23 protein-coding genes are annotated in these 18208 nt (G+C 62.0%); 16 read left to right on the plus strand and 7 right to left on the minus strand.

Going from position 1 to position 18208, the window contains the following annotated elements; genetic code table 11:
- The first annotated feature begins 250 nt into the window (after positions 1-250).
- The 16 genes from flgB (at position 251) to JKL46_RS02625 (ending at position 13112) form a co-directional block, all read left to right on the plus strand.
- Positions 251-637: a flagellar basal body rod protein FlgB gene (gene flgB / locus JKL46_RS02555; protein ID WP_343074000.1), complete on the plus strand. Its 387-nt coding sequence runs from the start codon at positions 251-253 to the stop codon at positions 635-637.
- On the plus strand, positions 637-1053 hold the full coding sequence (gene flgC / locus JKL46_RS02560; RefSeq protein ID WP_201830028.1) for a flagellar basal body rod protein FlgC: 417 nt from the start codon (positions 637-639) through the stop codon (positions 1051-1053). Before flgB ends, flgC begins: the two co-directional genes overlap by 1 nt.
- Position 1054: 1 nt before the next feature.
- Positions 1055-1381, plus strand: coding sequence for a flagellar hook-basal body complex protein FliE (gene fliE, locus JKL46_RS02565; protein ID WP_201829845.1), 327 nt, complete (start codon positions 1055-1057; stop codon positions 1379-1381).
- A 10-nt stretch (positions 1382-1391) separates the two neighbouring features.
- Entirely contained in the window at positions 1392-2180 is a 789-nt protein-coding gene (gene flgG, locus JKL46_RS02570) for a flagellar basal-body rod protein FlgG (protein ID WP_201829846.1), read from the plus strand.
- A gap of 24 nt (positions 2181-2204) precedes the next feature.
- Complete coding sequence (flgA, locus tag JKL46_RS02575; RefSeq protein WP_201829847.1) at positions 2205-2669, plus strand: flagellar basal body P-ring formation chaperone FlgA; 465 nt, start codon at positions 2205-2207, stop codon at positions 2667-2669.
- A complete protein-coding gene (flgI, locus tag JKL46_RS02580; RefSeq protein WP_201829848.1) occupies positions 2669-3766 on the plus strand; it encodes a flagellar basal body P-ring protein FlgI in 1098 nt (365 codons plus the stop codon). Before flgA ends, flgI begins: the two co-directional genes overlap by 1 nt.
- Positions 3767-3777: 11 nt before the next feature.
- Entirely contained in the window at positions 3778-4278 is a 501-nt protein-coding gene (locus JKL46_RS02585; protein WP_201829849.1) for a MotE family protein, read from the plus strand.
- A complete protein-coding gene (gene flgH / locus JKL46_RS02590) occupies positions 4275-4973 on the plus strand; it encodes a flagellar basal body L-ring protein FlgH (RefSeq protein WP_201829850.1) in 699 nt (232 codons plus the stop codon). Before JKL46_RS02585 ends, flgH begins: the two co-directional genes overlap by 4 nt.
- A 24-nt stretch (positions 4974-4997) precedes the next feature.
- Positions 4998-5507, plus strand: a complete 510-nt coding sequence (locus tag JKL46_RS02595; RefSeq protein ID WP_201829851.1) for a flagellar basal body-associated FliL family protein — start codon at positions 4998-5000, stop codon at positions 5505-5507.
- A 68-nt stretch (positions 5508-5575) separates the two neighbouring features.
- Positions 5576-6298, plus strand: coding sequence for a flagellar type III secretion system pore protein FliP (fliP, locus tag JKL46_RS02600; protein WP_246529118.1), 723 nt, complete (start codon positions 5576-5578; stop codon positions 6296-6298).
- Positions 6299-6397: 99 nt separating this feature from the next.
- Complete coding sequence (gene fliF, locus JKL46_RS02605; protein ID WP_201829853.1) at positions 6398-8041, plus strand: flagellar basal-body MS-ring/collar protein FliF; 1644 nt, start codon at positions 6398-6400, stop codon at positions 8039-8041.
- Positions 8041-8685: a hypothetical protein gene (locus JKL46_RS02610; RefSeq protein ID WP_201829854.1), complete on the plus strand. Its 645-nt coding sequence runs from the start codon at positions 8041-8043 to the stop codon at positions 8683-8685. The genes fliF and JKL46_RS02610 overlap by 1 nt, the downstream gene beginning before the upstream one ends.
- Positions 8686-8691: 6 nt before the next feature.
- Positions 8692-9894: a MotB family protein gene (locus tag JKL46_RS02615; RefSeq protein WP_201829855.1), complete on the plus strand. Its 1203-nt coding sequence runs from the start codon at positions 8692-8694 to the stop codon at positions 9892-9894.
- A 5-nt stretch (positions 9895-9899) separates the two neighbouring features.
- Positions 9900-11144: a chemotaxis protein MotC gene (locus tag JKL46_RS02620; protein WP_201829856.1), complete on the plus strand. Its 1245-nt coding sequence runs from the start codon at positions 9900-9902 to the stop codon at positions 11142-11144.
- 14 nt (positions 11145-11158) lie between these two features.
- Positions 11159-12550, plus strand: a complete 1392-nt coding sequence (fliK, locus tag JKL46_RS35340; RefSeq protein ID WP_246529101.1) for a flagellar hook-length control protein FliK — start codon at positions 11159-11161, stop codon at positions 12548-12550.
- Positions 12551-12602: 52 nt separating this feature from the next.
- A complete protein-coding gene (locus JKL46_RS02625; protein ID WP_343074005.1) occupies positions 12603-13112 on the plus strand; it encodes a transglycosylase SLT domain-containing protein in 510 nt (169 codons plus the stop codon).
- A 27-nt stretch (positions 13113-13139) separates the two neighbouring features.
- On the opposite strand, the gene JKL46_RS02630 is transcribed toward JKL46_RS02625, so the two are convergent.
- The 7 genes from JKL46_RS02630 to JKL46_RS02660 all read right to left on the minus strand — a co-directional run bounded on the left by JKL46_RS02630 (position 13140) and on the right by JKL46_RS02660 (position 18207).
- On the minus strand, positions 13140-13856 hold the full coding sequence (locus JKL46_RS02630) for an AprI/Inh family metalloprotease inhibitor (RefSeq protein WP_201829858.1): 717 nt from the start codon (positions 13854-13856) through the stop codon (positions 13140-13142).
- A gap of 3 nt (positions 13857-13859) precedes the next feature.
- Positions 13860-14360, minus strand: a complete 501-nt coding sequence (locus JKL46_RS02635) for a hypothetical protein (protein ID WP_201829859.1) — start codon at positions 14358-14360, stop codon at positions 13860-13862.
- The gene (gene flhB, locus JKL46_RS02640) at positions 14357-15421 is read right to left on the minus strand and encodes a flagellar biosynthesis protein FlhB (protein WP_201829860.1); all 1065 of its coding nucleotides are present in this window, start codon (positions 15419-15421) and stop codon (positions 14357-14359) included. Before flhB ends, JKL46_RS02635 begins: the two co-directional genes overlap by 4 nt.
- A 131-nt stretch (positions 15422-15552) precedes the next feature.
- Complete coding sequence (locus tag JKL46_RS02645) at positions 15553-16563, minus strand: flagellar motor switch protein FliG (protein ID WP_201829861.1); 1011 nt, start codon at positions 16561-16563, stop codon at positions 15553-15555.
- 32 nt (positions 16564-16595) lie between these two features.
- Positions 16596-16871 carry a flagellar motor switch protein FliN gene (gene fliN / locus JKL46_RS02650; RefSeq protein ID WP_201830029.1) on the minus strand — a complete coding sequence of 92 codons (276 nt, stop codon included), beginning with the start codon at positions 16869-16871 and terminating at the stop codon, positions 16596-16598.
- A gap of 111 nt (positions 16872-16982) precedes the next feature.
- Entirely contained in the window at positions 16983-17297 is a 315-nt protein-coding gene (locus tag JKL46_RS02655; protein WP_246529103.1) for a hypothetical protein, read from the minus strand.
- Entirely contained in the window at positions 17278-18207 is a 930-nt protein-coding gene (locus JKL46_RS02660) for a flagellar motor switch protein FliM (protein ID WP_201829862.1), read from the minus strand. The genes JKL46_RS02655 and JKL46_RS02660 overlap by 20 nt, the downstream gene beginning before the upstream one ends.
- Between the last annotated feature and the right edge of the window lies 1 nt (position 18208).

The following is an 18208-nucleotide window of genomic DNA, read 5'->3' on the forward strand; positions in this document are numbered from 1 at the left end:
GGTAACAAAAAATCAATGTTTCGGCCTATCGCACTTCTCGAAGCCAAGCATCTGAAAAGCAACTGATTCGGTTGCGACATCGTAGCGGCGAGAACCTATGGCAGGTTCAAGCATTCTATAATGATATTAAGTAGCGTAGAAATTTCCGGTCATCGGTAGCGCCCGTAGCGCGAGCTCCGGTCGGTGAGGTCAGCCTCGGGCAAGGTTGAAGAGTTAAATGCCTCTTTACCATACCTGCCTGGAGAACCCCGTGACGTCACCTGTCTACCTGTTCGATCTGGCATCGCGACAGTCGCAGTGGCTCGCCGCGCGTCAGACCACGATCTCCGGAAACGTCGCCAATGCCAATACGCCCGGATACCGGGCCCGGGACGTCGAGCCTTTCGCCGACGTGCTGGATAAGACCAAGCTGACGATGGCGGCGACGAATGGTGGCCATATCGGCTTCGAGCCGTCGCGGGCGGAAGCCGCGAAGGTGAAGAAGTCCGAGAGCTGGGACACCGTCTATTCCAAGAACTCGGTCAGCCTGGAGCAGGAACTCATCAAGGCTGGTGAGGTCAACCGGCAGCATTCCTTGAACACAAGCATCGTCAAGTCATTTCACCGGATGCTGCTGTCGAGCGTGAGGACTTCGTGATGATTGATCCCTTGGTTGCATCCAGCAAATTATCGAGCTCGGGCCTCGAGGCCCAGTCGGCGCGGCTCCGCGTGGTGTCCGAGAACATCGCGAACGCGCAGTCGACGGGGCGCACGCCCGGGTCCGATCCCTATACCCGCAAGACGATCACCTTTCGCTCCGAACTCGATCGAGCGCTCGGAGCGGCATCGGTCGCAGTGAAGGATGTCGGCGAGGATCAGGCCGCCTTTCCGGTCGAATACGATCCGGGGAATCCGGCCGCCGATGAGAACGGCATGGTCAAGAAGCCGAACGTCAACATGCTGATCGAGATGGCCGACATGCGCGAAGCCAACCGTTCGTATCAGGCCAACCTTCAGATGATGAAGCAGGCCAGAGCCATGATCTCTGCAACAATCGATCTCATGAGAGGCTGATATGGTCAGTGCAGTTTCCTCGATTTCCTCGATGATCGAACGTCCTGCGGGCGTCGCGGGCGTTTCCTCCTTCGGCATTTCGCCGGGCGCTGGTGCATCAGGCGTCTCTCCGGTCAGCTTCGGCGACGTGATGTCCCAGGTTGCGACAAACGCCATCGACACGATGAAAGCCGGCGAGGCCGCCTCGATTTCCGGCGTGCAGGGCAAGGCCTCGGTCCAGCAGGTGGTGGAAGCCGTCATGTCGGCCGAGCAGACTCTCCAGACGGCGATCGCGATCCGCGACAAGGTGGTTGCCGCCTACCAGGAAATTGCGCGGATGGCGATCTAAGGAGGATACGATGCGGGCGCTTGCGATTGCTGCAACGGGCATGAATGCACAGCAGCTGAACGTCGAAGTGATTGCCAACAACATTTCGAACGTCAACACCACCGCGTTCAAGGGAGCGCGGGCAGAGTTCACCGACCTGCTTTATCAGACCGAGCGTTCGCAGGCGGTTCCGAACCAGGCCGGGTCGAGCCCGGTTCCCGAAGGAGCCATGCTCGGCCTCGGCGTGCGGACCGCGGCGATCCGGAACCTGCATCGCCAGGGATCCCTGACGAACACGTCGAACCAGTTCGATCTCGCCCTGAACGGCCGCGGCTGGTTTCAGGTGGATGCCCCGAGCGGCGAGGTCGTCTATACCCGCGCCGGCTCGTTCAACAAGAACGGCAACGGACAGCTCGTCACCCTCGACGGCTACACCCTCAATCCGCCGATCATCATCCCGCCGAACACCGTCGACGTGACGATCAACGAATCGGGTGAGGTCTTCGCCAAGATCGATGGACAGGCGCAGCAGCAAAATCTCGGGCAGCTGACGCTCGCCAATTTCGCGAACGATGCCGGCCTCGAGCCGATCGGCAGCAACTACTATCGCGAGACCATCGCGTCCGGCGCGCCGGCAGTCGGCATTCCGTCGGATCCCGGCTACGGCAAGATCCATCAGGGCTATCTCGAGGCATCCAATGTTGATCCGATCAAGGAGATCACGAACCTGATTTCGGCTCAGCGCGCGTTCGAGATGAACTCCAAGGTCATTCAGGCCGCCGACGACATGGCCGGAACGGTCTCGAAGGGCATCCGCTAAGATCAGGGTCCGAGCAAACGCATCATGAAGTCTCTTTCTCAAATCGCTCTCGCGGCTTTTGCTTTGGTGTTGGCAACCGGCCAGGGCGCTCTGGCGGAAGAGCGCATCCTTCCGGTTCCGGCGATCACCATCTATCCCGGCGACACGATCAACGAGTCGATGCTGAAGGACCGGACCTTTCCGGAAAACTACCGCTATCGCACCGCCGTGGTCGAGTCGCCGCGGGTTCTCGCAGGCAAGATGGCGCGCCGTACGCTTTTGCCCGGCGAGCCCATTCCTATGAATGCGGTGGACGACCCGAAGCTCGTGACGCGCGGCACCCAGGCCCAGATCGTTTTCGAGGAGGGAGGTTTGTCCATCATGGGGATCGGTATCCCGCTTCAATCGGGAACCTTGGGCGAGACGATCCAGGTCAAGAACGTGGATAGCGGCCGGATCATCACCGGTCGTGTCCAGTCCGACGGCCGGATCCGGATCGGAGTCCAGTAATGCTCCGCATCCTCGCCTCCATTCTCTTCGCTCTGATCGCCGTCCAGGCGCAGGCCGCGACCCGCATCAAGGATGTGGCCTCGGTTCAGGGCGTCCGCGACAACCAGCTGATCGGATACGGGCTCGTCATGGGCCTGCAGGGAACGGGCGACACGCTCCGCAATTCGCAGTTCACCGAGCAGTCCCTGCAATCGATGCTGGATCGCATGGGCGTCAACGTTCGCGATCTCAACCTGCGCACGCGCAACGTCGCGGCGGTGATCGTGACCGCTGATCTTCCTCCCTTCGTCGGACAAGGGTCGCGCATCGACGTGACGGTCACGTCGATGGGCGATGCGACCTCTCTCAAAGGCGGCACCCTGATGCTCACCGCGCTCCAGGGGGGCGACGGCCAAGTCTATGCAGTCGCGCAGGGGGCGCTTGCCGTCTCCGGATTCTCCGCACAGGGGCAGGCCGAAACCTTGACGTCCGGCGTCGCGACGGCGGGGCGGATCCCGAATGGGGCTCTCATCGAGCGCGAGGTTCCGGGTGGGTTCAACGTTTCCGGTCCCATGGCGTTCGAGCTCAAGAACCCCGATTACAAGACCGCCACGCTGATCACCGACGCCATCAATCAGTATACTCAGCAGCGCTTCGGCCTCCGCGTGGCGTCCCCGCGCGACTACCGGACCGTCGTTCTGCAGAAGCCGAAGACCATCGCCGCGACGCGTTTCATCGCCGAGCTCGGCGATCTCGAGATCCGGCCCGATACGCCCGCCAGGATTGTGGTCGATCAGCGCACGGGCACGGTCGTCATCGGAAGGAACGTCCAGATTTCCACGGTCGCGATCACGCATGGCGCCTTGACGATCCGCGTGACGGAGGCGCCGGAGGTTTCGCAGCCGGACCCGTTCACGATGGGCCAGACCGTTGTCGTTCCACGCACTCAGATCACGGCTGCGGAGGAGCGCGTGCCTCTCGCAATCGTGAGGGGAGCCGATCTGCAGACCCTCGTGAAGGGTCTCAACCAGATGGGTCTCAAGCCGTCCGATGTGATTGCCATCCTCCAGGCGGTGAAGACCGCGGGAGCGCTGCAGGCAGAGCTGGTGATCCAGTGAGAGGTGCCACGATGATCAAGGCAATTCATAAAGCGGCGGCTTTTGCGGGTCTCACCCTCGCTCTCGCAATGCCGGGCGCTGCTCTGGCCCAGAATGCCGAAGCCGCGCCCAAGAGCAACCAGTTCTGTGCCAACATTGCCGATGCCGCGGCGGATGCCCGCTTTGCCCTCCAGAAGCAGGCGCTCGCCGACATGGAGAAGGAAATCGAGAGCCGCATCAAGGTGCTCGAAGCCAAGCGCGCCGAGTATGAAGAGTGGCTCCGTCGCCGCAACGAGGTTCTCGAGAGGGCGGACGAGACGGTGGTCTCGATCTATGCCCGCATGCGCCCGGATGCAGCGGCTCTCCAGCTCACCAACATGGACGAGGAAATCGCAGCCGCCGTCATCGCCAGGCTGAACCCCAGAGTGGCGAGCGCGGTGCTGAACGAGATGGAGCCCGCGCGGGCGGCTCAACTGGCCAATGTCATCACCGATGCTCCCAAGCGGGACAAGAACGCTGTGAGGCAAAATTGAAAAACCTTATCGTCATTGCCGGCCTGTGCTTTCTTGGCGCCTGCGCAACGCGACCTGAGGATTTCGGGCGTGAGCCGGGCATGACGCCGGTCGGCTCCGGAATCGCGGTGGAGCGCGAGCCGCTTCCGCATCTGTTCAAGGCGGCGGGGCGTTCCGCTCCGAACTCGACATGGAGCAATGCCAGCGCCGATCTCTTCACCAGCCCCCGTGCGCGGCAGGTCGGTGACATCGTCACGGTCAATATCCAGATCGACGACAAGGCCGAGTTCGACAATGCGAGCGACAGGTCGCGTCGCTCTTCGATCGGCGCCGGGCTGGATTATGCATTTTCCTTCCAGGGCTGGAACGCGGAGGGCACCGGCGATCTCGGCGTCGATTCCTCCTCCTCCTCGAAAGGACAGGGCACGATCGATCGCTCCGAGAAGCTGCGGCTCTCCGTGGCGGCGGTGGTCAACGAGGTTCTGCCCAACGGCAACGTTGTGATCAGCGGGTCGCAGGAGGTTCGCGTGAACTTCGAGGTGCGCGTTCTCAACATCGCCGGCATCGTGCGCCCGCGCGATATCTCGCCGAAAAACACCATTAGCTACGACAAGATCGCCGAAGCGCGCGTATCGTATGGTGGCCGCGGGCGCCTCATGGAGGTCCAGCAGCCGGCTTACGGACAGCAGCTCTACGACATCGTGGCGCCCTTCTAGCGAACACCACAGGACGCGAACCCGATGGCCAAGGCTCTGGCGCTCCCGCCACCTTCCGACCGCGCGACACCCAAAGAGGGCTCGCTGCGGTGGCTGCTGACGCTCGGTCTCCTGACGCTGCTCTCGGCCGCCATCGGCGGCGGGTTCGGCCTCGTCATGGTGTCGGGAATCCAGAAGCAGGTCGAGGAGAAGTACAAGGCCCTCCCGAAGAAGCCTGAGGTCGTCAGCCCCTATACCGGCGATATCGCCATCAAGAAGCTCGCTCCCGTCGTGACCAATCTGACGGGCTCGGAGAGCGATTGGGTCCGATTGGAGGCCTCGATCGTCTACAAGGCCGGCGGAGAGCAGAACCCCGACGTGGTTGCGGCCGAAACGAGGCAGGACATTCTCGCCTATGTTCGCACCCTGTCGCTCGCCCAGATCCAGGGGCCGAGCGGGCTGCTTCATCTGCGGGAGGATCTCAACGAGCGCGTCAAACTGCGCTCGAAGGGCGCCATTCAGGAGCTGGTCCTCGAGACCCTGATCGTTCAGTAACCCGTTTTCAGTTTGCGTTTTTGAGATCCACTTATCCGAAAGCCATTTGATTCATGCCGTTTCGCTTCATGACCCTCGGCGCCTTTCTGCTCCTCGCAACAAGCGCCAGCGCCCAGGTCCCGAGCCTCGAATCGCTCATTCCCGCTGGGGACGGGGCCGTCAGCGGGCGAATCATCCAACTCGTCGTTCTGCTGACCGTCCTGTCGCTGGCACCTGGCCTTCTGATCATGGTGACCAGCTTCACCCGCTTCGTCGTCGCCTTCTCGTTCCTGCGCTCGGGCCTCGGCCTTCAGAGCACTCCGGCCAACATCTTCCTCATCAGCCTTTCGCTGTTCATGACGTTCTTCGTCATGGGGCCGACCTTCGACCGGGCATGGAACGATGGCGTCCGGCCCCTGACGGAGAACCGCATTTCGGAGGCCGAGGCCTTCACCAAGACGACCGAGCCGTTCCGTGAATTCATGCTGACCCATGTGCGGCCGAAGGACCTGCAGATGTTCAGCGATCTTGCGGCGGTGAACTATCCCAAGCCCAGCGAGGGCGAGAAGATCGACCTCAGGATCCTGATTCCGGCCTTCATGATCTCCGAGCTCCGCCGCGGCTTCGAGATAGGGTTCCTGATCGCGCTTCCGTTCCTCGTCATCGACATGATCGTTGCCACCCTGGTGATGTCCATGGGCATGATGATGATGCCGCCGACCGTTCTCGCATTGCCGTTCAAGATCCTCTTCTTCGTCTTGATCGACGGTTGGAATATTCTCGTGAGCGGACTGGTCCGGTCGTATTTCTGATGACCCACTTTTTCCCGGCCGCGCGACGGCCAGCAACCCTCGCACAAGGTTGACGGCGCAAAACTGATCTCGACAAGACTCATAATATCGAGATTTCCTATGCCCGGTCGTCAACATGCCGAAAGACTATGGACTAGTTTGATGCTGTTGGGCGCTCGCCGCCTCGCAGCCTTGGCGGCGATCGGTCTCGCGGTCTTCCTGTCGGTCGGCATCGGTGCCTATTACCTGAGCCGTCCCGCGCAGGAGACGCTCTATACGGGTCTCGACCGCGAGGATGTCGGGCGCATGGGTGCCGTCCTCAAGGATGCCGGCATCCCCTTCGATGTGAGCGCGGATGGAACGGCGCTCCTCGTCAGCTACGGCAACACGGCCCAGGCCCGCATGCTTCTTGCGGAGAAGGGCCTGCCGCACAGCACGAAATCCGGCTATGAGCTCTTCAACGATCTGGGTTCCCTCGGCCTGACCTCCTTCATGCAGGAGGTGACCAAGGTGCGGGCGCTGGAAGGCGAGCTTTCCCGAACGATCCAGGGGATGAAGGGCATCAAGGCTGCCCGTGTTCACATCGTCCTGCCGGAACGCGGCTCCTTCCGCCGCGAGCAGCAGCCGCCTTCCGCCTCCGTCGTCATCCGCACGGTTCCCTCGGACGATGCGTCGTCGGCGCAGGCGATCCGGCATCTCGTCGCTGCAGCCATCCCCGGAATGGCCGTCGACAAAGTGACCGTCATGAACACCGACGGCACGCTGCTGATGTCGGGCGACGACGCGGCGAACGCCTCGACCGGTAAGATGGCCCGCCTCGAAAAGACTGTCGGCCTCGAGATCCAGGATAATGTGCGGCGTACCCTCATGCCCTATCTCGGAACGGGCAATTTCGAGGTCAGCGTCGCGGCACGCCTGAGCACGGACAAGGTCAGCACGAACGAGACGATCTACAATCCGGAATCGAAGGTCGAACGGTCGACCCGGACGATCAAGGAGACCGAGGTCTCGCAGAACCGAAGCGGCCAGAAGCCTACGACGGTCCAGCAGAACCTGCCGGACGAGAACGTCCGCGCCGAATCGGGCGAGAGTGCCAGCGAGGACAATCAGCGCCGTGAGGAGCTGACGAACTACGAAATTTCCTCCAAGACGATCCAGACGATCAGCGACGGCTACCAGATCAGGAACCTGTCGGTGGCCGTGCTGGTGAACAAGTCTCGCATCGCATCCCTGCTCGGGGAGAAGGCGACCCCGGCGGACATGGATGCCAAGATCGCGGAGATCGAGCAGCTCGTGTCGTCTGCTGCCGGATTCAACAAGCCCCGCGGCGACCAGATCAAGGTTGCTGCCGTGAGCTTCGTCGACGACGGGGGCATGCTGCAGCCGGTTGCCGGGCCGTCGCTCAGCGAGATTCTCATGCGCCAGTTCGGAACGGTCGTGAATGCCCTGACCATTCTCGCACTCTGCGCCATGATGATCTGGTTCGGGCTGCGCCCCGCAGTCAGAATGCTCGTGGCGCGCCACCAGGCTGATCTCGAGCTCCAAAGGGAGCAGGCGGCTGCCATCGCCGCAGCAGAGGCCGAGGAAGCTCTCGAGCACAGCGCGGAGGCTGGAACTGCCCTGCAGCTCGCCGATGCCGAGGCCGGTCAGAACCTCATCGAGATGCCGCGGACGCCGCAGCGCAAGCTCGAACAGATCGTCGAGCTCAGCGAGGAGCAGGCCGCAGCCGTGCTCAAGCAGTGGCTCGGGCGGGAGGCTGCGTGATGGCCGTGACGATCGCCAGCCTGCTGGCGGATTTCTCGCCCAAGTCAGCCGGCGACGCACTCGGGATCGGACTTCTGAGAGCCGCCAAGGCTTCGCCCGAACCGATGCCGGAGCCGCCACCGCCGGTGATCGACCGGCAGGCAGAGCTGCTCAAAGCGGTCGAGGCAAAGGTGCGCGCCGAGGAAAGGGAAAGCGCCCGCCTCGCCGTCGAGGAGGCGGTAACGGCGGAGGCGAAGCGCTTCGAGCGCGAGATGCAGGCCGAGCGCGAGGCGTGGGTCGATCAGCAGGCAACGCAGATCGCGGCACAGCTCCTGGAAGGGTTTGGGCGCATCGAGGCGCTCCTGTCCGAACGGGTCGCCAGCATTCTCAGACCTTTCGTGTCGGATGCGATGCGTCAGAAGACGCTTGAGGAACTTGAGGAGGCTCTGGCAACCGTGTTGTCGGGAGGCGAGCCCAAGCTCCTCAAAATCACGGGACCTGAGGACCTGCTGCTGTCGATGAAGGAGCGGATGGGATCCCACGGAGAGGCAATCGAATTTTGTCCGGGCGAGCACGTTGAAGTCAGCGTCGTCGCCCGCGATACAACGCTTCGGACGCAGTTTGACTCGTGGTCGAGCCGCCTGAAGCAGGCCCTGGAAGGCTGACAGGTCATGGCTACCGCGGAAAAGCAGGAAATCGTCATCGTCCGCCGAGGCGGCGACGGCGAGGATGTCGTCAAGGGAGGCGCGTGGAAGATCGCTCATGCGGACTTCATGACCGCCATGATGGCTTTCTTCCTCGTGATGTGGCTGATCAGCCTGACGGACGAAGAGACACGCAGCGGCGTCGCCAACTATTTCAATCCTGTCCAGCTCGCCGAATCGACTCCGAACAAGAAGGGGCTCGACGACCCGCAAAACGTGCCGCCGGACAACGAGACGGACAACACCAAGGACGGCAAGGAAAAGGGAAGCGGCGAGGGGACCGGCGGAAAGTCCCACCAGCTGCGCAAGCCGCGGTTCAAGGAGGGCGCGCTCTTCCAGGATCCTTACGCGGTGCTCGCGCGCATTGCCGACGAAGTCGAACCTAACCCGCACGACACCCTCGGGGCCGACGTCACGCCTGGCGAAAGCGACATGCCGGGCCTCAAAGCGGGCGAAGCCTTCAGAGATCCGTTCGATCCACTCTACTGGCAGGTCGCCCCCATCGACGAGCTGAAGACGGAGACGCCGGCAAAGCCTGGAACCGCCGCTCCCGCACCGCCGAAGGCGGTAATGGACGCCGTCGCTGCCTTGAAGGCAACAGCAGGCAAGCAGGATTCGAAGATTGCTACAGCTGCTCGGGACGGACAGAGCGTCCCAACCGACGCAGCAGCGGCCGGCAATGCCCAGGCTGCTGATGCGTTGACGGATGCCGACCGGAAGGCTGCCGAGCTGAAGAGAGAGATTCTCAAAGCCGTCCAGACATCGAAGGACGCCTCGCCGCAACCCCATGTCGAGGTGCGGCGCACGGGAGCAGGAACGCTCATCAGCCTGACGGACGACTTTGATTTTACGATGTTCGCAGTCGGCTCGGCCGAGCCGCATTCGAAGGTCGTGAAGGCGATGGCGGAAATCGCCAAGATCCTTCAGTCGCGCCCAGGCAAGATCGTGATCCGCGGTCATACGGATGCGCGGCCCTTCAAATCGGCCAATTACGACAACTGGCGTCTGTCCCATGCACGAGCTCAGATGGCATTGTACATGCTCGTGCGGGGCGGATTGAACGAAAGCCGGATCGTGCGTGTCGAAGGTCATGCCGACAGGGACCCGAAGATCCCGAGCGATCCGAAGGCGGATCAGAACCGCCGGGTCGAGATCCTTTTGCAGGAGTGATCGCGGTGAAAGGACTTTTACAGGCGATCCTCGCGTTCTCGCTCACGGTTTCCTCCGCCGCGGCAATGTCCGAGACGGAGCAATCATCCGCAGCGGAACCGCAAGTCGAGCAGGAGGCTATTGCGCCGGGCGTACCCGGTCCTGTCCAGCTCGTGCGGACATTGCACCTGATGCAGGATCAGATTGCCGTGGGCTCGACGGAGGCGCATCTGGGACAGCGCGGCCTTCTCGGAATTCTCGACGACCGGTTCATGAGCCTGCCGCCGGAAACCTGGCACAACAGCAGGAATGTCCGCGCAGCCGTTTCTCTCGTCCTGAGTGGCGGCAAGCCGGACATTCTGAGAAAGCTTCTGGAGCAGGGTTCCGAGGTTCTGTCGGAGACAGAGCGTCCCCTGATCGAAGGAGCACTCGCCTATGTGGAGGGGCGGGAAGAGGCAGCGCAGAATGCGCTGGCTGCTCTCGATCCCCGCGCGCTCCCTCCGACGCTCGGTGCGCAGCTGGCACTGGTTCAATCGGCACTCGTCGTGCGCAAGAGCGCGGCGAAATCCGACGAGCTGCTCGATTTCGTTCGCCTGCAGGCGCCTGGAACGCTTCTCGAGGAGGCGGCGCTGCGAAGACAGGTCTTCGTCGCAAGCCAGACAAACAATGTCGAAAAGTTCCAGTCCCTGGCAACCGAATACCTGCGCCGCTACAGGCACTCCATCTATGCGGGCAATTTCCGGCAGCGCCTCGCCTCCGCCCTCACGCGAATCGACTTCGGAAAGGAATCGGCGCGGTTCGACGGCATCGTGGCGATGATGTCCGAGCTTGAGCCAAGCGCGCGGCTCGAACTCTATCTTCTGGCCGCCCGCGCCTCGATCGAGCAGGGATTGACAATTTCGGCTCGGATGATGGCGGACAAGGCCCAGGAGCTGGTCGGGCAGGACAAGGCGAGCGCTGCCAGGGCGAAACTCTACCGGGCCGCATCGGCGATCACCTCGCCGGAGGGCATCGCCGGCGCCGTCGACGAACTGCGCGGACTCGACCGTTCCATTCTGGCGGTGAGCGACGTGAGCCTGCTGGATTCTGCCCTCGCAATGGCAGGCCAGATACGCAACCTGCCCGGCATGGCGGAGAGCCAAACAAGAGAGGCAAAGCCCGTCGCGACGAAAGTGGCCGAAAACCAACCCGCGCAAGGACTGGAACAGCTTCAATCGCTATCCAAAGCACGTGACGCGCTCAGCCGCGTCGACAAATTGATCAAGAAGTAGGGCTTGATGAGACCATGAGCCGGCTCGACATTCTGCCGCAACCCTCCCCGAGACTTGCTGACGCCTCATCGGCTCGAAGCCGCTCGGTCTCTCCGGACGGGCACGAGGGCAACGGCAACTCCGCGGCGCAGGGCTTCGATGCTCTCCTGGAGAATTTGTCGGGCAATCTCCAAAAGGACGGTAAGACGTCCGCTCTTCAGGATTTCGCTTTTCCAGGCGATGAGACTGACGGGCCGGAAACGAACCTCTCGTCGGATGAAAGCGATTCGCTGCAGGCGCTGCTTTCGAATGCGCTGTCGGACAACGGCCTTGGCGATGCGACAGGTTTGCAGACCGCAGGCTCTGCCATCTCCGTCATCGAAGGGCTGTTGCCCCGCATTCTGGAACAGGCGGGCAACGGTGAACGAGTGGGCGACAGGCAATCGGGTTCATCCGGGGGAGCACTCAACCTGCTTCTGTCGCAGCAGAGCGGCAGCGAAATCGATCTGACGAATCCGGGGCTGGGAGCGAGACTTCCGATCAGCGTCCAGAAGCAGGAAACCCATTTCAGGCCGATCGTCGAGGGATTTGATCTCGCGCCCGCGGGTCCGGAAGCTGGTGGTGCAGCAGAGCCCGGATCGGCCACGAACGAAATCTTGGCCCATACGCTCAAAGCGGCAAGATCCGCTGGAACTCCGCAGAGCGATCGTCCATCCACCATGCAAGCGGTCTCGAGCAATGCGCCAGCTCCCGTAGTTTCAGAGGCCTCCAAGGAGGCGGAGGGTGCGCAGACGATTGCGGTTGAGCCGCGCAAAGATCGTTCCGAAACGCAGGGAGCGCAGCAGATGGGCAGTTCGAAGGCGGAAGCCACCTCGCTGCCGGCCGGAACGCTCCAGCAGATCGCCGGGGCGATTCTCGACGATGTCGAGAGCCTGTCGACAGTTCAACACTCGTCGATGCCGAGTGACGGCCTGAACCGGGTTGCCACCGCGAAAGCCTCTGCCGGTGCTCTCCGGGTCCTTCATCTTCAGCTGAAACCCGCCGAACTCGGCCTCGTGACGATCAAGATGCGGCTTGCCGGCGATGGCCTTGAGATGGAAATCCAGGCCGAGAGCGAGGAGACGGCCGAACTACTCAGAAACGACGCAGAGAAGCTGTCGAGCCTCCTGCGGGTCTCCGGATATCGCCCGGACGCGATCACCATTCATTCCACTGAAGCTGCTGCAAATGACCGTTCTTCCTTCCAGCGTCCCCAGCAGGGATCGCAATCGCAAGGCCAATCCTTCGAGCAGGGCGCAGCATCGGGGCAGGGCGATTCCTCCCGTCATCGGCAGGATCAGCAGGAGCGAGGCAGCTCGGACATCCGCAAAGGCTCGGACCAGGCTCACGCTTCTGGCAGCAGCGGCTCTGGCGGGGTCTATCTTTAGCTTTCAGCCGGCTGCAGCCCAATCGCCCTCGGGCCTATGCGAACGCGAAATGATGCGCGCCTCGGCCAAATACGGTGTGCCCCTCGGCATGCTCTACTCGGTCGGATTGACGGAAACCGGCCGGCGCGGCAGCCTGCAACCCTATGCGATGAACATCGAAGGACGCGCCGTCTTTGCCACGAGCGCGGCCGAGGCGATCCAGCAATTCGAGGCAGCCAGCCGATCCGGTGCGAGGCTGATCGATCTTGGCTGCATGCAGATCAATCATCTCTATCACCGCGAGAACTTCAGCTCTCTCGGGGAAATGCTTAATCCACGCACCAACGTGGAATATGCCGCCCGCTTTCTGCGCGAGCTGAAGTCCCGTCACGACACCTGGACCATGGCGGTTGCCCGTTACCACGCCGGTCCGAACAACGATCCGGCGCAAAAGCGCTATGTCTGCCGCGTCATCACGAACATGGTCGCGACCGGCTTCGGACAATGGACACCCGCCGCACGAGGCTTCTGCGCCGATGCGCCAGGCCTGAGCAAGGGGCAGACGGCCTCGTCGGACGGCTGAGCGCCGGCCTCCGACGGGCTCCACATCCTAGCGTGTCATTGTGATAGCGGCGCTCGAATTGCTTAAACTGCCGCTCAGCGACGCTTCTGCGCCGGACAGGCGTGCCACCGGCTGGCCGCGTGAGAACAAAACGACCTGATCGTCGCGGAAGCTCCAACCGTTCACGCCCCGCATTGCGTCCTGCGAGCACCCTTGCGTCGAGGCTTTGTAGAGATCCAGCGAGGGAACGCTCGAGAGCTGGACCTTGCAGCGCGACGTGCCGATTGTGGCGCTCCAGGATCCTGCATAGGACGATGCGCGCTTGGGGCTCGTAAACATGCCGGGCGGACTCGCCTGGACCGGAGCGGCAGCCTGACCGTCCGCGAGGATCGGCGGGCTTGCGGGCAAAGGCGATGGCGTGGCGATCGCACGCGGATCGAGGAGGGGTTCGGCCGGACCCTTCGGGACGTGAAAGCCTGGAGCCGGCGGCATGTCGACTTCCGCAAACACCTCGTAGCGCCGTGGCTGAACTCCGGGAGCCTCGATCACGGCTCCGTCCGGATAGAGGATAGCGGGTCCCTCGACGGCATGCTGCGTCACGACGACGGTTCGTCGACCCCAGGGGGCGGCATATTCCGGATAGGACCTGCGAACCTGCGCAGGCCCCCATGGGCCCTGGCTGTAAAGCATGTCGGTCGAGTTGCAAGCCGAGACCGTGCCCGACACTCCGAGAAGAACTACGATGATGGGGTGTCTACGCTGCATGACTCAGTGCCGAACGGTCTCGTCCTGGCAATAGGACGACATGAACCGCAACGGCAGCGGCCGCAAACGAGCGGAGGAGAGGATGCGCGCGAATGACGAGGGGTCGAAATCGGCCTCATCGAGACTGTCATCGAGGATGATTCGGGTGATCGTCACGCCGATGTCCCGGTTGCCGAAGATCAGCTGGAAGAACACGGTGACGGCGCCATGAACGAATTCCATATCGAAGACGATGGAGGAATCGCCCTGATCGGTTCCGGTATTGGCGGCACAGCCATATGACAGAGTCTCTCCCTTGAAGAAGAGCTCCGCCGAGGACATCATGATGTCGCCCATGTTGCCGTGCAGGTGGTTGTCAGCGTAGAACCTGATGATATCCGCATCGGTCAGGCAGAATTCGGCGATCACGTCCTTGATGTTGCAGGCCAGGACTTCCTCGAAGGCTTGAATGTCCCAATGGCCTCTCAACAGTGCTGCCATGTCGACGCTGCACAGGCTTCTCATTTCGACCTCGTGAGGATGTAGAACAGGATCTGGGCGACCGCTTTGTAGAAGTCGGGAGGAATCATCCGATCGATTTCCACATGGTCGTACATGGACCTTGCCAGAGGCTTGTCCTCGATCACGGGGATACCGCTCGCCTCGGCGATCTCGCGGATCTTCAGTGCGATAAGGTCCTTGCCCTTGGCGACGACGATGGGCGCGGCCGCCTCGCTGCGCTCATAGCGCAGGGCAATGGCGAAATGGGTCGGGTTGGCGATCACGAAGGTGGCCTTCGGAACAGCCGCGAGCATGCGCTTGCGGGTGCGGTCCTGGGCCAGCGAGCGCATGCGCGCCTTGACCATCGGGTCGCCTTCCATCTGCTTGTACTCTTCCTTGACCTCCTGCTTCGTCATCTTCAGATCGCTATGCCATTTGAAGCGAGCCCACAGAAGATCCGCGGCCACGAGGACGATGGTGGCGATCGCGATGGCGGATACGAGGCGCATCGCCATGGTCAACATCAGCTCCGGCAGGAGAGAGGGATCACTGAGCATGGCATTCAAGACCTTGTATTGCTCCGACTTCAGGAGCAGAAGACAGACGAGAGATACCGTTCCGAACTTGAACAGCGACTTCAGGAACTCCACCAGACCCTGGCGACCGAAGATCCGTTTCCAGCCGCCGACCGGCGATATCCGGTTCCATTGCGGCCTGATCCGCTCCGCGACGATGGATGGGACGTTCTGCAGGATCGATGCCGCCAGGCTGCAGCCGGCGAGGATCAAGATCGTGGGAACAAGGAACTGACCGACTTCGAGCGCCACCGCATGGATCAGGGCGGCGGCATCCGCGCCGGTCTCGAGGCGAAAATCTTCCGGACGGTTGACGAACAGCGACAGCTTCTCGGTCACCCCCTTCGTGGCGCTGCGAGCCGCGAAGGCCAGCACGAGGAGGATGCCGAGGATGGAGGCGAACATCGGCGCTTCCTTCGAGAAGGGAATGTTTCCCTTCTCGATGGCGTCGCGGACCTTCTTGTCGGACGGCGCTTCTGTCTTGCTGTCCTTATCGTCGGTATCAGACATCGACCGGAGTTCGCGTGTTAGCGCATCGTGCGGAAAGGTGGATCCGGCTTTCCGCGCCTAACGATGCGCTAGCCAAGAGGAGGAGCATCGGATTCAACCCCAAAAGTGGACCCACTTTTGGGTCCGATGCTCTAGAAGTAGGCCTCATCCTCGGCCTCTGAATTGATGACGATTTCTCCTCTTCCGGCCATTTCCAGCGCCAGATCGGTGATCGTCCGCCTTGCTTCCGCGATATCGCGATGTGCCGAAGGCTCCTTGCTGTTGAGTTCGTGCTCGATCATGCGGCGCACGCGCGACGAGAGGGCGGAGAGAACGACCTTGCGGAATTCCTCGTTCGTGCCTTTGAGGGCAAGGACGACGCGGTCCGGCGGGACCTGATCGAAGAGGGTCGTGCGGTCCTTGGGCGTCAGCTTCACGATGTCGTCGAAGGTGAAGAGCAGGCCCCTGAGGATCTCGGCCGATTTCGGACGCACGGTCGAGAGACTGGTCAGCACGTCCTCCATGTGATCGCGTTCCATCTTGTTGATGATGTCCGCAATCTTCGCGTGCGTATCGGCACCGGCATTCTTGGAGAAGTTTGCCATGAAATCTTCATGCAAGGTCTTCTCGATATTCTTCATCGTCTCGTCGACGATGGGCTTCATGCTCAGCATGCGGCGCATGAGATTGTTGCGCAACGGCTGCGGCAGCTGCGTCATGACCTTGGCTGCGCAGGACGGCTTCACCTTCGACAGGATCAGCGCCGCCGTCTGCGGATGCTCCTTCATCAGGTAGGAGGCGATGGCGCTCTCGGACACGGTGGAGATCCGCTCCCAGATGCTGCGGTTGGCGTTTCCGACAACCTCGCTCATGATGTTGGAGATCTGTTCCGGGCTTAAGATGCCCGTCAGAAGCTTCTCGATATGCGCCGCGCCGCCGATCAGATCGGCGCCGTCGGAGAAATTCGAGGCGAATTCCTCGACCAGCTGCTCGATCTGCGCCGGCGATACGGGCCCCAGCTGAGCGGCCGACTTGGTGACGAGGCGGATTTCCTCTTCGGAGAAGTGCTTGAGGATCTTGCTGGCCGCAGGTTTCCCCATGGCGAAGAGGAGTGTGGCGACGCGCTCAGGCCCTTTGAGGACCTTGGTGCCGTTTGCCTTCATTGGAACATGCGCGACCATGCAGGAGTGCCACTTCAGCCGTTCATATCATTCGTCGGGGGTCCGACGATCTCGGTCAGCGAGATGCCGAAGCGCGAATTGTCGTCTTCGACCACGACCACCTCGCCTCGCGCGATGATGCGGCCGTTCACGACCACGTCGACCGGCTCGCCGACCCTGTGATCGAGGGGAACGATCGCCCCGCGTCCCAGCTTCATCAGGTTGGCAACCGGCATGGTAGCAGAGCCGAGGACGACCTGGATCGTCACCGGAATGCGCAGGATGGAGTCCAGATTCCGTCCGCTGCCCAGCTTTTCGTCCTGGAGAGAGGAGCCGTCGGCGCCCTTGCCGAAAGCGCTGTCCTGCCAGGTTGCCTTGTCTTGGCCTTTGGTCTCGAAGGGATTTGTCATCGGAAAGCTGCCTTACGAACGGACGATGCCGGAACGGGAATGGATTTGTTGGCGTGCTTCTTGAGTCAGAGCCTCAAGCTGCCGTGCGACGGCCTGCGCTTCTTCGATGCGCTGGGCCAGTGCTGATAGGGTTTCCTTGCCCTCGGCGCCGAAGCCCACGACCGCCTTCTGCGCCGCGGTCAGCGCCGTGCCGGTCTTGTCGAAGATCTGCTGATACTCGGCATGGTACCGGTCGAGCTTCCGCAGCTTCACATACATCACGGCGACCATGACGCTGGTCGTCACGAGGGCGAGGAAGAGAATCGTGTTAGCGAGGGAGGACATCATCGAGAAACTCTTTTTCCTGGTCGATATGCTCGTCGACCTTGAGCACGTAGGATCCTTCGGACTGTCCGATATGGCACCAGAACAGGCCCTGCTGGTTGCCTTCGAGCTTGATCCTGCTGCGCGGCGTCGCCTGCAATTCGATCACGTCGCCGACCTTGAGATCCGCGATCTCGCCGAGGGAGAGGAAGCGCTCTTCGAGAACGGCCTTCAGCGTGACCTCGGTCTTCTTCACCTCCGTCGCGATCTGCTTCATCCAGCGCGGATCGCGACCCGACGATTCGCCGGTGACGACCTGGGAGAGAGCCTTCCGCATCGGGTTCAGAACCGATTGCGGGATGATGACGAACATCTCGCCGCCGCGGTTGAGCGCCTGGAGGAGAAACTTTGCCGCAACCGCCTGGTTGTTTCTCCGCCCGATGATGGCGAAGTCCATGCGGGTCTCGATGCGCTCGAGCTTGAACTTGGTGTCGACGATCAGGGAGAAGGAGGCCTGAAGCGCCTTCGCTACCTGCTCGAAAAGCGTCTGCGCCATGCGCAGTTCGATGTTCGAGAAGCCGCGCGCCTCCTCGACGGGTGGCTCCGAACCGTCGGACCCGAACAGGATTTCCACCATCGTATAGATGAAGTCGCGGTCGAAGCCGATCAGGATGTGGCTGTCCCACTCGGGAGCGTGGAAGATGCCGGCGACCGCATTGGCCTCGTACATCTCCAGGATCTCGGTGATGCGCCCGCTCTCGATCCCGCTCAGGGAATAGTACATGGGCGAGGCCGCCATGTGGCGCAGGTGCTCGGCACAGCTCGTCGACATGCGGTCGAAGATCACATGCAGCATCGGCAGGCGGTCGATGGACAGGCCGGCCGCATCCAGAAGCATGTCGCGGATATCGGTGGCGCTATGGGCTGCACTCATG

Origin of the sequence: Microvirga zambiensis WSM3693, from assembly GCF_016735695.1 — a bacterium.
Lineage (GTDB): Bacteria > Pseudomonadota > Alphaproteobacteria > Rhizobiales > Beijerinckiaceae > Microvirga > Microvirga zambiensis.